The organism is Uliginosibacterium silvisoli, from assembly GCF_036017035.1.
GTDB lineage: Bacteria > Pseudomonadota > Gammaproteobacteria > Burkholderiales > Rhodocyclaceae > Viridibacterium > Viridibacterium silvisoli.
Window position 1 is genome coordinate 104,745 of record NZ_JAYXHS010000005.1, and the last position, 12,933, is coordinate 117,677.

At 62.5% G+C, this 12,933-nt stretch carries 11 protein-coding genes; 3 read left to right on the plus strand and 8 right to left on the minus strand.

Going from position 1 to position 12,933, the window contains the following annotated elements; all coding sequences use genetic code 11:
- Positions 1 to 281: 281 nt before the first annotated feature.
- The 3 genes from VVD49_RS20995 to VVD49_RS21005 are packed head-to-tail and all read left to right on the plus strand — an operon-like array spanning position 282 to position 2,903.
- Entirely contained in the window at positions 282 to 1,136 is an 855-nt protein-coding gene (locus VVD49_RS20995; protein ID WP_327601198.1) for a CheR family methyltransferase, read from the plus strand.
- Between the two features lie 2 nt (positions 1,137 to 1,138).
- Positions 1,139 to 1,789, plus strand: coding sequence for a chemotaxis protein CheB (locus tag VVD49_RS21000; RefSeq protein WP_327601199.1), 651 nt, complete (start codon positions 1,139 to 1,141; stop codon positions 1,787 to 1,789).
- Positions 1,776 to 2,903 carry a hybrid sensor histidine kinase/response regulator gene (locus VVD49_RS21005; protein WP_327601200.1) on the plus strand — a complete coding sequence of 376 codons (1,128 nt, stop codon included), beginning with the start codon at positions 1,776 to 1,778 and terminating at the stop codon, positions 2,901 to 2,903. Before VVD49_RS21000 ends, VVD49_RS21005 begins: the two co-directional genes overlap by 14 nt.
- Before the next feature lie 105 nt (positions 2,904 to 3,008).
- Here VVD49_RS21005 and VVD49_RS21010 read toward each other — a convergent pair whose 3' ends face one another.
- The 8 genes from VVD49_RS21010 to VVD49_RS21045 form a co-directional block, all read right to left on the minus strand.
- The gene (locus VVD49_RS21010; protein WP_327601201.1) at positions 3,009 to 4,142 is read right to left on the minus strand and encodes a glycerophosphodiester phosphodiesterase; all 1,134 of its coding nucleotides are present in this window, start codon (positions 4,140 to 4,142) and stop codon (positions 3,009 to 3,011) included.
- Between the two features lie 147 nt (positions 4,143 to 4,289).
- On the minus strand, positions 4,290 to 4,979 hold the full coding sequence (kdpE, locus tag VVD49_RS21015) for a two-component system response regulator KdpE (RefSeq protein WP_327601202.1): 690 nt from the start codon (positions 4,977 to 4,979) through the stop codon (positions 4,290 to 4,292).
- Entirely contained in the window at positions 4,972 to 5,100 is a 129-nt protein-coding gene (locus VVD49_RS21020) for a hypothetical protein (RefSeq protein WP_327601203.1), read from the minus strand. Before VVD49_RS21020 ends, kdpE begins: the two co-directional genes overlap by 8 nt.
- Positions 5,097 to 7,790, minus strand: coding sequence for a DUF4118 domain-containing protein (locus tag VVD49_RS21025; RefSeq protein ID WP_327601204.1), 2,694 nt, complete (start codon positions 7,788 to 7,790; stop codon positions 5,097 to 5,099). Before VVD49_RS21025 ends, VVD49_RS21020 begins: the two co-directional genes overlap by 4 nt.
- Positions 7,791 to 8,038: 248 nt before the next feature.
- Positions 8,039 to 8,614 carry a potassium-transporting ATPase subunit KdpC gene (gene kdpC / locus VVD49_RS21030; protein WP_327601205.1) on the minus strand — a complete coding sequence of 192 codons (576 nt, stop codon included), beginning with the start codon at positions 8,612 to 8,614 and terminating at the stop codon, positions 8,039 to 8,041.
- 162 nt (positions 8,615 to 8,776) lie between these two features.
- Entirely contained in the window at positions 8,777 to 10,855 is a 2,079-nt protein-coding gene (kdpB, locus tag VVD49_RS21035; protein ID WP_327601206.1) for a potassium-transporting ATPase subunit KdpB, read from the minus strand.
- 166 nt (positions 10,856 to 11,021) lie between these two features.
- Positions 11,022 to 12,818: a potassium-transporting ATPase subunit KdpA gene (gene kdpA / locus VVD49_RS21040; protein ID WP_327601207.1), complete on the minus strand. Its 1,797-nt coding sequence runs from the start codon at positions 12,816 to 12,818 to the stop codon at positions 11,022 to 11,024.
- A 1-nt stretch (position 12,819) separates the two neighbouring features.
- Positions 12,820 to 12,909, minus strand: coding sequence for a potassium-transporting ATPase subunit F (locus VVD49_RS21045; protein ID WP_327601208.1), 90 nt, complete (start codon positions 12,907 to 12,909; stop codon positions 12,820 to 12,822).
- Positions 12,910 to 12,933: the final 24 nt, after the last annotated feature.

The window sequence follows — 12,933 nt, forward strand, 5'->3', positions numbered from 1 at the left end:
CCGCGCTACGCTTCCGGCCCCGGGCTGGGCATCGGGCTTGCTATCCTGAAGCAACCGGCGATGCCTCGTCGCACGGTCGACACGGGTCGTGACGACACGCAGCACACCCGTACAGGTACAGCACACCGGCCGGTCAGATGAATGATGGCCGGCCATAAAGATGTGAAGGTTCTCGTGATCAACAACAAAGCTGATTTGCGCAACGTAGCGCGATGCACTCCCGCAAGCTGGCAGGCGCGGAGAACGGCTGCCCCGTCGGCAAACGCAGGACAGGTCAACCCATGAGCAGCAAGGACGAAGACCTGTCGCCCATCTTCACGCGGGATTTCGAAATCGAACTCCAGCTGCTCATCGACGCCATCTACCTCAAGTACCACTACGATTTCCGTGGCTATGCCGGCGCCTCGCTCAAGCGTCGCCTGAGTACGGCCATGGGCCGCTTTGGCTGTCGCAGCCTGTCGCAGCTACAGGACAAGGTGTTGCATGAGCCGGCCGTTTTTCCGCTGCTGATGGACTTCCTCACCGTGCAGGTCAGCGAGATGTTCCGCGACCCGCAGTACTTCAAGTCGCTGCGCGAGACCGTGGTGCCGCTATTGCGCACCTACCCTTCGCTGAAGATATGGGTGGCCGGCTGCAGCACCGGCGAAGAAGTCTATTCGCTGGCCATCCTGCTGCGCGAAGAGGGGCTGCTGGAACGCAGCCTCATCTATGCAACCGACATCAATGCGCACGCCCTGCAAAAGGCCGAATCGGGCGTCTATGAGCTCGAGCGCATCGCCGGCTTCACCGAGAATCATCGCCAGTCCGGCGCACGCAGCTCGCTCTCCGACTACTACACCGCTGCCTATGGCCGCGCCGTGTTCGACAAGTCGCTGAAGAAGCACATCGTCTTCTCCGACCACAGCCTCGCCACTGACAGCGTATTCGCCGAGATGCAGCTTGTCTCATGCCGCAACGTGCTCATCTACTTCAATCGCGAATTGCAGAACCGCGCCATCGGCCTTTTTCACGAGGCGCTGTGCCGCAAGGGCTTCCTCGGTATCGGCAGCAAGGAATCGCTGCGCTTCTCCAGCCATGCCGAAGCCTTCGATGAACTGGTGCGCCAGGAGCGCATCTTCCAGAAGCGGGACGTCTGAGCATGCCTGCCCTGCCCCTGCAACGCATCGGCACGCAACTGCGGCAACGCGTGGACGCTGTCGTCATCGGCGCCTCGGCCGGCGGCGTGGAAGCGCTCAGCACCTTGTTGCCTGCGTTGCCTGCCACGCTCAGCGTGGCCATCATCATCGTGTTGCACCTGCCGCGCGACCGCCGCAGCCTGCTGGTCGACATCTTCTCGCACAAATGCGCCTGCCCCCTGCGCGAAGCCGACGACAAGGCGCCCGTGGAAAGCGGCACAGTGTATTTCGCACCGCCCGACTATCATCTGCTGGTCGATCGGGGCAGTGATCGCGCACCACTGTTCTCGCTGTCGGTCGACGAGCTCGTCAACTACTCCCGGCCGGCCATCGATGTGCTCTTCGACTCGGCGGCTGATTTTTACGGTGAGCGCCTGCTCGGCATCGTCCTCACCGGCGCCAACGACGATGGTGCTGCGGGCCTCGCCACGATCTGTCGCCAGGGCGGTGTCGCCATGGTGCAGCAGCCCGACAGCGCGCAGAACGCCTACATGCCCCAATCGGCCTTGAAACGAACACCCGCAGCGTTGGCACTGACGCTGGAACAGATCGCGGCTGTTCTCGCCGATCTGACGAATGACCAAGCAATGGATCAGCCCCATGCAACAAGATGAACAAAAAATGCAGCCGCGCGCGAAATTCCTGCTGGTCGACGACCTCGAAGAGAACCTGCTCGCCCTGTCGGCCCTGCTGAAACGCGACGACGTCGAATTGCTCACCGCCCGCTCCGGCTTCGAAGCCCTCGAGCTCCTGCTCGTGCATGACGTCGCGCTGGCTTTTCTCGACGTGCAGATGCCGGACATGGACGGCTTCGAGCTGGCCGAATTGATTCGTGGCAGCGAGCGCACGCGCCACGTGCCGCTGATCTTCGTCACCGCCGGCACACGCGACCAGCTGCGCATGTTCAAGGGCTACGAAACGGGCGCGGTGGACTTCCTCTACAAGCCTGTCGAGCCACACATCCTCAAGAGCAAGGCCGATGTCTTCCTGATGCTCTACCGTCAGCGCCAGCAACTCGCACGTGAGCTGGAGCAACGCACGGAGACCCTGCGCCTCTCCGAGATGTTCATGGCCGTGCTGGGGCACGATCTGCGCAATCCGCTGAGTGCCATCGTCACCTCGGCGCACGTGCTGCAACATGCGTCCGACGACGCCATCGTGCAGAAGACGGCGACACGCATGCTCTCCAGCGGCAAGCGCATGGGCCGCATGATCGAGGACATGCTGGACCTGACGCGCGCGCGCCTTGCCGGTGGCATCGTGCTCAAGCGCGAGCTCGCCGACCTCGGTGCCCTCACGGAACGCGTCGTACAGGAACACGGCACGGGCAACCCCGAGCGGCGTATCGACTTCCAGCGGCAAGGTGAGCTCAGTGGTGAATGGGACGCCGACCGCCTGGCCCAGGTCGCCTCCAACCTGATCGGCAACGCACTCCAGCACGGTCGCGAAGGCACCGTCGAGGTGAGACTCGATGGCTCGCAGGCCAACGCCGTCTCGCTCACAGTGAGCAATGCCGGCTGCATTCCGCCGGAAGTATTGCCACACATCTTCGACCCCTTCCGCGGCGGTCAGCGCGAAGGCCGTGGCGAAGGTCTCGGCCTGGGCCTCTACATCGTTCAGCAGATCGTTCACGCCCACAGCGGCAAAGTCGAGGTGGAGTCCGCGGGCGACTGGACGATATTCCGCGTGAAAGTGCCGCGACGCATCGTCTCGGTCGTCAAGCTCTGAAGAGCTGTTCGCGATCTCTGTAGCGCAGTTCAGCGGGGGACTGGGCCCAGGATGACGAATATCGTCCAGAGCTCCCGAGTAGCCCCCAGCACAATACTTCCGGGCTTACTGGCTGAACTGCTTCACTGCCTGGCGCCCGGCCAGCGGATCATCGCTGAAGAAACCGTCGATGCCGGCGCGCAGATAAATCAGGATCTCACCCACCGCATCGCCCCGCTCAGTCAGTGAGCCCACGTCCCCCCTGCGCAGCTCCACCGGCAGGAAGACATTCTCTGGACGCATCGTCCAGATGTGCACGCCAAGGCCGGCTGCATGCGCGTCCACCACGAAGGACGTCGGCATGCCCATGCGGTTGTCTGCGGTACGCGGAATGACAATCTCCTTGTACGCGCCGACCGCATCCGCGTAGGTCGCCACTTCCTTCAAACCTGCGGCGGTAGTGAGATCCGCATAGCTGCGCTTGTCGCCACTCGCGATGAAATCCCACGGCGCATTGCGCGGCGTACCGTTGGCGGCAGGCTTGTTGTTCGGATTGTCGATGAGCTGCACCAGCGGCAGGTCCGTCATCTTGCGCAACATCTTCAGGTTCGCCACCTCGAAGCTCTGGATGTACACCGGCGCGCCCTTGCCGTGGAAACCTGCGTCATGCAGCGTCTTCACCAGCGTCTCTTCAAGCGGTTTTCCGATGCCGCGGAGGTAACTCGGGTGCTTGGTCTCCGGGTAGATGGCAACGCGCTTGCCCGTCTTCGCCTCATGCGCCCTCACCAGCGCGATCACCTCCGCCAGCGTCGGAATCTCGTAGCGATCGTTCAGCTTCGCGTTCTCGGGGCGATTCGCCGGGATGCGCTCACGCGCACGCAAGCTCTTCAATTCCACCAGCGTGAAGTCCTCAGTAAACCAGCCCGTCACCGGAATGCCGTCGATGTTCTTCGTCGTCTTGCGATCGGCGAACTGCGGCAGCATGGCAACGTTTGTCGTCCCGCCGATCTCGTTCTCATGCCGCGCCACGAGCACACCATCGCGCGTCATCACCAGGTCCGGCTCCACGGCATCGGCGCCCAGATCAATCGCATGCTGATAGCCCGCCAGCGTGTGCTCCGGCACATAGGCGCTCGCACCACGATGCGCGATGACGAGCGGCGCGCCACTTGAAGCGCGGCCCACGAGAGAGGGCGCGGATGCGCATGCAGTCATGAGGATTGCCACGGCCAGCAGGCCTGCGGATTGAAGTCGATACATGAGTCTCTCCCGGTTGGAGCGCTCATGCTGCCTCCTGAGCATGACAGGCATGAGAACCGGACGTGTTTTCCCAGAGCCGAAACGACGCACGAGTACTTGTCAGATGAAAAGAAGCTCGAACAGGCAACAACACCTGCGCCTGACAGATCACGCAACCAGCCGGAACCCCACCGCCGTCTCCGTCAGCAAATGCTTTGGCTGCGCCGGGTCGTCTTCGAGCTTCTGCCGCAATTGCGACATGTAGATGCGCAGGTAGTGGCTGCTCTCGACATGCGACGGCCCCCACACGTCAAGCAACAACTGGCGGTGCGTCAGTACCTTGCCCGCGTTGGTGATCAGGCAGGTGAGGAGGCGGTATTCCAGCGGCGTGAGGTGCACTTCCATACCCGCCTTGCGCACCACGCGCGCCGCCAGATCGACCGACACCTCGCCGAAGCGGAACACGGGATCACGACCATCCGTAGTCAGCATGCGCCGCTGCGCAACGCGCACACGCGCCAGCAATTCACCGACACCGAACGGCTTGGTCAGGTAGTCATCAGCGCCAGCATCGAGCGCGCCGATCTTGTCCGCTTCGTCACTGCGCGCCGAAAGCACGATCACCGGCACGCTCGACCAGGTGCGCAGATCGCGGATCAGGTCGACGCCGTCGCCATCGGGCAGGCCGAGATCGAGGATGATGAGATCCGGTCGACGCGTGCCCGCTTCCACCAGGCCCTGCTTTGCGGTACCCGATTCGAAAACGCGCCAGTCTTCCGCCTCAAGTGCAGTACGCACGAAGCGGCGGATCTGGGCTTCATCTTCGATGACGACGACGGTTTTGGTTGGATCACTCATACAGCTCTTCATAGCCACGGATGTAGGAGCGGGCCATGCCCGCGACACCACGCTCACAACCACGACCGATATCGCGGACATGGCCCGCTCCTGCATGCACGATTCGGTATTTCGGACTCATTCCGCTGGTTCCTCAGGCACTTTTGGTGGCACCCCCAACGGCAGCGTAAAGCAGAACGTCGCGCCTGTCGCGCTCGCGGGTTCAGCCCAGATGCGGCCACCGTGCGCGGAGACAATTGCACGACAGATGGCAAGACCGAGTCCGACTCCGGGCTTGTCCGACTCCTTCTCGCCACGCGCGAACTTCTCGAAGATCGCCTCTTCCTGCCCGGCCACCAGTCCACGGCCATTGTCGGCAACGCTCACCCTGAGCATATTGCCCTCCGGCGCAGCGCCCACGCTGACCGTGCTGCCAGCCAGCGTGTACTTCGCCGCGTTCTCCAGCAGGTTGCACAGCACACGCTCTATCAGCACGGCGTCATAGCGCACGAGGGGCAAGCCCGCCGCCAGATGCGTCTCGATGCAATGCCCCGCCAGCAACGTCTTGCTGGCCGCCAACGCCGTACCGACCACCTCCTCCACGGGCTGCCATTGCAGGTTGAGATGGATCTCGCCGCTCTGGATGCGCGCCATGTCGAGCAGGTTGTTAACCAGTGCCCCCATGCGCTTTGCCTCGACCTGTATCGCGTCAGCCACAATGCGCTGCGCCTGCGAAAGCGGTGGCGCAGTCAGCGGCAAGGTTTCGGCCAGACCGTACAAGACAGCCAGCGGCGTGCGCAGGTCGTGTGACAGCGCCGACAACAAGGAATTGCGCAAGCGCTCGGACTCGATGCGCAACACCGCCTCCTGCGCAACCTCGATGTAATGCACGCGCTCCAGAGCGATGGCGATCAGGGCACCGAAGGTTTCGAGTTGACGCCGCTGCTCTGGAATCAGAAGGAAGCGCACCGTCGCGGGCTTCACCGCAAGCACGCCACGCGTGCGCATCGATGTTTTCAGCGGCAGATAGAGAAAAGGGCTGCCCGGCAAGGTATCCGTGCCAAGGCCCGCAGGCTGGTTGCGATCGAACGCCCATTGCGCCGTGCCGATGTCGACGTCGCCCACCGGCTTCGGCAATTGCAGCTGACTGTGCGTGTCTATCACCAGCAGCACCGCTTCCGCACGGAACTCGCGCGCTACGGCTGTTTGTGCCATGCCGATCAGCGTCGACACTTCAAGCACCGTCGACATCTCCCGCGCGAATTCGAACAACGCACGCGAACGCTCTTCACGACTCAACGCCACGCTCGCCTGGAAGCGCAGGCTGGCGGTCATCTGCCCGATGATCAAACCCACGGCCAGCATCACGACAAAGGTGACGAGATACTGCACGTCTGACACAGCGAACGACATCCGCGGCGAGACAAAGAAAAAATCGAACGCCGCCACACTGACAAACGCCGCCAGCACCGCCGGACCACGCCCGAGCCGCACGGCAAGCAGCGCCACGACAAGCAGGAACACCATGGCGATATTGGCGAGATCGAAGTAGTTGCGCAGCGGCGTCAGCAGCAAGGCAGTCAACGCGCAGGCAGCAACAGTCAACACGTAATAACGCAGCGGCGTGCGCTGTGCGTCATCAGATCTGATCTCCACACCGACAGATGCCGGACTCTCGCTGCCTCGCTCGCTACGCCCGATCTCGAGGATGTCGATATCCGGCGCCTGACGCGCAGCCAACTCATGCAATCCGCGGATCCACGGCAGACGCGTGCCCGGTCGCGCGCGACCGATGACAAGCCGGGACAGATTGTGCGAACGCGCATACGCAATCAACCCTTGCGCACCGTCATGCGCCGTCAGCACGGCAGTCGTCGCGCCGAGCTCCTGTGCGAGCTTCAGCGTACGCAGGATGCGCTCACGCTCCGCCTCCGAGCGCCGCTGCAGCGCCGGCGTTTCCACATAAGCTGCATGCCATTCCACATTCAGCTGATTGGCGAGCCGCGCCGCGCTGCGCACAACCAGCTCCGCGCCCGCATCAGGCCCGACACCGCATAACAGGGCCGCCTCCGTCTTCCACACACCGGCGATGGCCTGCTCGCTACGGTATGCCTGCACCTCGTCTTCCACGCGGTTCGCGGTGCGCCGCAGGGCCAGCTCGCGCAGGGCCATGAGGTTGCCCTTGCGAAAGAAATTCTGCGCCGCCTGCCCGGCCTTCTCGGCGACATACACCTTGCCCGCCTTGAGGCGCGCGAGCAGTTCGTCGGCCGGTACATCGACCAGCACGACTTCATCGGCACTATCGAAAAAAGTATCCGGCAAGGTCTCATTGACGCGGATGCCGGTGATGCCGCCGACCACATCGTTGAGGCTCTCGAGGTGCTGCACATTGAGCGTGGAGAACACATCGATGCCAGCCGCCAGCAACTCCTCCACATCCTGCCAGCGCTTGGGATGACGCGAGCCGGGTACGTTGGAATGCGCAAGCTCGTCGACGAGGATAAGAGGTGGCTTTGCAGCGAGAGCTGCGTCGAGATCGAACTCCTTGAGGGTGTTGCCGCGGTATTCGATCTCTTTCTGCGGCAACAGCGGCAGGCCATCGACCAGCGCCGCCGTGTCGCTGCGGCCATGCGTCTCGACCACGCCTACGAGCAAAGCCGCGCCCTCGCTCTGCAGCTTGCGCGCGGCGGCGAGCATGGCGAAGGTTTTGCCCACGCCGGCAGAAGAACCAAAGTAGATACGCAAGCGGCCGCGCTCGGCTTGCGCTGCTTCGCGCTGCACGCGTTGCAGGAGGGCGTCGGGGTTGGGGCGGTTGTCTCGGTAGGTGGGCATGCTCGGAATGGAGATTCGTTTCTATTCAATAAGCATCATAGGCGTCGAGCAACGCGGCAACGTTGCAGTTCCCTCTCCCTGAGGGAGAGGGTGGTGCGTCAGCACCGGGAGAGGGGGAAAGCGTACATGCACAACAAACCTCGATGTGGTCTAGCACTACCATCCCCCCTCTCCCGCCCCTGACGGGGCACCCTCCCCCACAGGTGGAGGGAACGGCAACGCGCATGCCTTGCTTGAACGAGCCCCCCCTACTTCACCATCCCATCCAACGCCATATTCAAAGCCAGCACATTCACCCGCGGCTCGCCAATAAACCCCAGCGTCCGCCCCTGCGTATTGCGCTCGACCAGCACCCCTACCTCCGCCTCGGACACGCCACGAACACGCGCAATGCGCGAAGCCTGATACCGTGCAGCAGCCGGGCTGATCTCCGGGTCCAGCCCACTCGCCGAAGTCGTCACCAGCTCTTGCGGCACAACGGCAGTATTACCCGGATCAGCCGCGCGCAGCGCCTCGACACGATCCTTCACAGCCGCAATCAAAGCCGGATTGCTAGGCGCCTGATTCGAACCACCCGACGCCGCGCCATTGTTCGGCATCGGGCCGGTAGCCGATGGGCGCCCCCAGAAATACTTCGGATCGCTGAAGGCCTGCCCGATCAACTCCGAGCCGACTGCCTTGCCGTCACGCATGACCAGACTGCCATGCGCCTGCTGCGGAAACGCGACCTGGGCGACGCCGGTAACGGCCAGCGGGTAGATGAAACCTGTCAGCACGGTGAGCAATGCGAACAGTACGAGCGCAGGACGAAGAATGGACTTCATGATTTTCTCCAAAACAGTATTTACCGAATCTCAAGACGTTGTAGAACGCGGAAGAAATGGAGCGAGCGCGTGGCTAGCTAGGCGGCTCGCGCAGAGCAGTGCTCATGCACGGCGAGCGAGCCAACAACGCCAGCTACGTGCGCAGCCCTTTTATTCCGTGTTCTAGGCGAGATGGGTGACTGATAACAACATGTCGACCAACTTGATGCCAATGAAAGGCACCACCAACCCGCCCAGCCCATAAATCAACATATTCCGCCGCAGCAATAACGCCGCCCCGAGTGCCCTGTAACGCACACCCTTCAGTGCCAACGGAATCAACACCACAATAATCAGCGCATTGAAAATCACTGCCGACAGGATCGCCGACGAGGGGCTGGTCAGATGCATCACATCCAGCACCCGCAATTGCGGATACGTGATCGCGAATGCCGCCGGGATGATCGCGAAGTACTTCGCCACATCATTGGCAATCGAGAAGGTCGTCAGCGCGCCGCGCGTCATCAGCATCTGCTTGCCGATCTCGACGATCTCGATGAGCTTGGTCGGGTTGGAATCGAGGTCGACCATGTTGCCCGCCTCCTTCGCCGCCTGCGTGCCGCTGTTCATCGCCACGGCCACATCGGCCTGCGCCAGCGCCGGGGCGTCGTTGGTGCCGTCACCCGTCATGGCGACGAGGCGGCCATCGGTCTGGTAGCTGCGGATCAGCTTGAGCTTGGCCTCCGGCGTCGCTTCAGCGAGGAAGTCATCGACGCCCGCCTCCGCCGCGATGCTCGCCGCGGTCAGCTTGTTGTCGCCCGTGATCATCACCGTCTTGATGCCCATGCGGCGCAGCTCGGCGAAGCGCTCCTTGATGCCGCCCTTGACGATGTCCTTCAGCTCCACCACGCCGAGCACGCGCCCGATATCGACGACCACCAGCGGCGTGCTGCCACGCCGCGCGACTTCATCAGCGATGCGGATCACCTCTTCCGGAAACGGCTTGCCCTGTGCTTCGACATAGCCGCGCACCGCATCCGTCGCACCCTTGCGAACTTGCCTCAGTCCGATATCCACACCACTCATGCGCGTCTGGGCAGTAAAGGGCACGAACACCGGTTGCGGGTGCGTGACATCACCGGCCAGCTGACGGTCACGCAGATTGAAACGCTGCTTGGCCAGCACGACGATGCTGCGCCCTTCCGGCGTTTCATCGGCCAGCGACGCAAGCTGCGCCGAGTCGGCCAGTTCCTGTTCGCTCACATCGCTGCATGGCAGGAAGGCCGACGCCTGACGATTGCCCAGCGTGATCGTGCCGGTCTTGTCGAGCAGCAGCACGTCCACATCGCCCGCCGCTTCCACTGCACGGCCAGAAGTCGCGATGACATTCGCCTGCATCATGCGGCCCATGCCGGCCACGCCAATCGCCGACAGCAGGCCACCGATGGTCGTCGGGATCAGGCACACCAGCAGCGCGATCAACACCGTCACGCTCACAGGGTTGCCGGCCTTCGCAACTTCCACGCTGAACATCGAGAACGGCAACAGCGTCACCGTCGCCAGCAGGAACACGATGGTCAGCGCCACCAGCAGGATAGTCAGCGCGATTTCGTTGGGCGTCTTCTGGCGCTTGGCGCCCTCCACCATCGCAATCATGCGATCAAGAAACGCCTCACCGGGGTTGGCCGTCACGCGGCACACCAGCCAGTCCGACAGCACACGCGTGCCGCCAGTCACCGAAGAAAAGTCGCCGCCCGATTCGCGGATCACTGGTGCCGATTCGCCCGTGATTGCACTCTCATCCACCGACGCCACACCATCGAGCACTTCCGCATCGGCAGGAATCGTCTCGCCTGCATTCACCTGAAAAAAGTCGCCCTTGCGCAGATCGGCCGACGTCATCGGAATGAACTCGCCATCCTTCACCGGCTTGTGCAGACGACGCGCCAGCACGCTCTGCTTCATGCCACGCAGCGAAGCCGCCTGCGCCTTGCTGCGCCCCTCGGCCAGCGCCTCGGCGAAGTTCGCGAAGAACACCGTGAACCACAGCCACAACGAGATCGCCAGGATGAAACCTGCAGGTGCCTCGCCTTGACCGGAGAGCGCCTGCAACCACAGGATCGTCGTCAGGATGCTGCCGACGAACACCACGAACATCACCGGATTGCGCATCTGCGCGCGGGGCGAGAATTTGCGGCAAGCCTCGACAACTGCGGGCCAGATGAGTTTTGGATCGAAGATGGAAAAACTGGTGCGTGTCATTGCGTGCCCCCTGCCGTCATTCCCGCGTAGGCGGGAATCCAGCGACGTTGATTTGCTGCTTGATACTCTTGTCCCCCAATGACGAAAGCCACTGGATTCCCGCCTACGCGGGAATGACGGAGTTGGTAGGTGGTCGCCGTATTTGCGCGAGTCATCTCACAGGCCCTCACTTCACAAACACCTGCAAATGCTCCACCACCGGCCCCAAGGCCAAGGCCGGCACATACGTCAGCGCACCCACAAAAATCACCGAGCCAATCAGCAACACCACAAACAACACCCCATGCGTAGGCATCGTGCCCACAGTCGGTTCACCACGTTGCTTGCCCGCCAATGAACCCGCAATCGCCAGCACCGGCACGATCACGCCGAAGCGCCCGATCCACACCGCCACACCCAGCAACACGTTGTAGAAAGGCGTGTTCGCCGACAGCCCCGCGAACGCACTACCGTTGTTATTCGCGGCAGACGACAGCGCATACAGCACCTGCGAGAAACCATGCGCGCCGGGGTTGGAGATGCCGGCCTTGCCGGGGTCGAGCATCACGGCCAGCGCGGTGCCGACGAGCACCACCAGCGGCGTGGCGAGAATGGCGATGGACACCATCTTCATCTCGAAGGACTGGATCTTCTTGCCGAGGTATTCCGGCGTGCGGCCTATCATCAGGCCGGCGATGAACACCGCCAGCACGGCGAACAGCAACATGCCGTAGAAGCCCGAACCGACACCTCCGAATACCACTTCGCCGAGCTGCATCAGCAACATCGTCGCGAAGCCGCCGAGCGGCATCAGCGAATCGTGCATCGCATTCACCGCACCGCAGGATGCCGCCGTGGTAACCGTCGCAAACAGCGCCGAGGCAATCGCACCGAAGCGCGTTTCCTTGCCTTCCAGATTGCCGCCAGAAATATCCACGCCCAGCGTGCTGAAGCCCGGATTGCCATGCGCCTCCGACCACAAGGCCAGCAACGCAAACGCCACGAAGATCACCGACATCGCCGCAGCTATCGCCCAGCCTTGGCGCATGTCACCGACCATGCGGCCAAAGGCGAAACACAGCGCAGCCGGGATCAGGAAGATCGCCAGCATCTGCAGGAAGTTGGTGAGCGGCGTGGGGTTCTCGAACGGGTGCGCAGAGTTCGCATTGAAGAAACCACCACCGTTCGTGCCGAGCATCTTGATGGCCTCCTGCGACGCCACCGGTCCCATCGCCAGCGTCTGCGTCTTGGTGGAGACTTTGTTCATGAGCGGCGCACCGCTCGCATCCTTCAAGGGCGCACCTGCTGCATCGAGCTTCGGCACCTCGTACGTCACCGTATCAAGCGTCGCCACATCCTGATACTTGTCGAAGTTCTGGATCACACCCTGCGACACTAGGAAGATCGCGAAGACGAATGACAGCGGCAAGAGCACATACATCGTGCAGCGCGTGACATCCACCCAGAGATTGCCGAGACCGGATTTGCCATCCGAGCCTCGACGCGCAAAGCCACGGATCAGCGCAAACGCCACGGCCATGCCGCACGCTGCCGAGAAGAAGTTCTGCACCGCCAGCGTCGCCATCTGCGTGAGGTACGACATCGTCGCTTCCCCCGCATAGCCCTGCCAGTTCGTATTCGTCACGAAACTCAGCGCCGTATTGAAAGACGAATCCGGCGACACACCGGCGAAGCCTTGCGGATTCAGCGGCAGCAGCAACTGCAAGCGCTGCACCGCATACACGACGAGCACACCGATGAGGCTGAACACGAGTAGCGAAACCGAGTACTTGCGCCAGGACATGTCCTCCTGCGGATCGACACCGGCGATGCGATAGAGGAATGACTCCACGCGACCGAGCACGCTGCCCACGGGATGAGCATTCGGCGAAGCAACGCGCGCGATGAACAGCCCCAATGGATAAGCGACGAGCAAGAGCACGCCAAGAAAGACTGCGAGATTGATGAGGGCAAGCGGTTCCATCTCAGAAGTCCTCCGCTTTCACCAAGGCGTAGATGAGATAGACCAGCAGGAAGACGGCCGTGCCCGCACCCAGAACATGAAGCCAGCTCATTTGCGGGCCCCCAGTCTGTCGCAG

What these genes read in the sequence shown, in the direction of transcription:
- VVD49_RS20995 (WP_327601198.1), top strand. Translation starts at nt 282, where the DNA reads ATGAGCAGCAAGGACGAAGACCTGTCGCCCATCTTCACGCGGGATTTC.
- kdpB (WP_327601206.1), bottom strand. Translation starts at nt 10,855, where the DNA reads ATGACACGCACCAGTTTTTCCATCTTCGATCCAAAACTCATCTGGCCC.
- kdpC (WP_327601205.1), bottom strand. Translation starts at nt 8,614, where the DNA reads ATGAAGTCCATTCTTCGTCCTGCGCTCGTACTGTTCGCATTGCTCACC.
- VVD49_RS21025 (WP_327601204.1), bottom strand. Translation starts at nt 7,790, where the DNA reads ATGCCCACCTACCGAGACAACCGCCCCAACCCCGACGCCCTCCTGCAA.
- kdpA (WP_327601207.1), bottom strand. Translation starts at nt 12,818, where the DNA reads ATGGAACCGCTTGCCCTCATCAATCTCGCAGTCTTTCTTGGCGTGCTC.
- VVD49_RS21010 (WP_327601201.1), bottom strand. Translation starts at nt 4,142, where the DNA reads ATGTATCGACTTCAATCCGCAGGCCTGCTGGCCGTGGCAATCCTCATG.
- VVD49_RS21045 (WP_327601208.1), bottom strand. Translation starts at nt 12,909, where the DNA reads ATGAGCTGGCTTCATGTTCTGGGTGCGGGCACGGCCGTCTTCCTGCTG.
- kdpE (WP_327601202.1), bottom strand. Translation starts at nt 4,979, where the DNA reads ATGAGTGATCCAACCAAAACCGTCGTCGTCATCGAAGATGAAGCCCAG.
- VVD49_RS21005 (WP_327601200.1), top strand. Translation starts at nt 1,776, where the DNA reads ATGCAACAAGATGAACAAAAAATGCAGCCGCGCGCGAAATTCCTGCTG.
- VVD49_RS21000 (WP_327601199.1), top strand. Translation starts at nt 1,139, where the DNA reads ATGCCTGCCCTGCCCCTGCAACGCATCGGCACGCAACTGCGGCAACGC.
- VVD49_RS21020 (WP_327601203.1), bottom strand. Translation starts at nt 5,100, where the DNA reads ATGAGTCCGAAATACCGAATCGTGCATGCAGGAGCGGGCCATGTCCGC.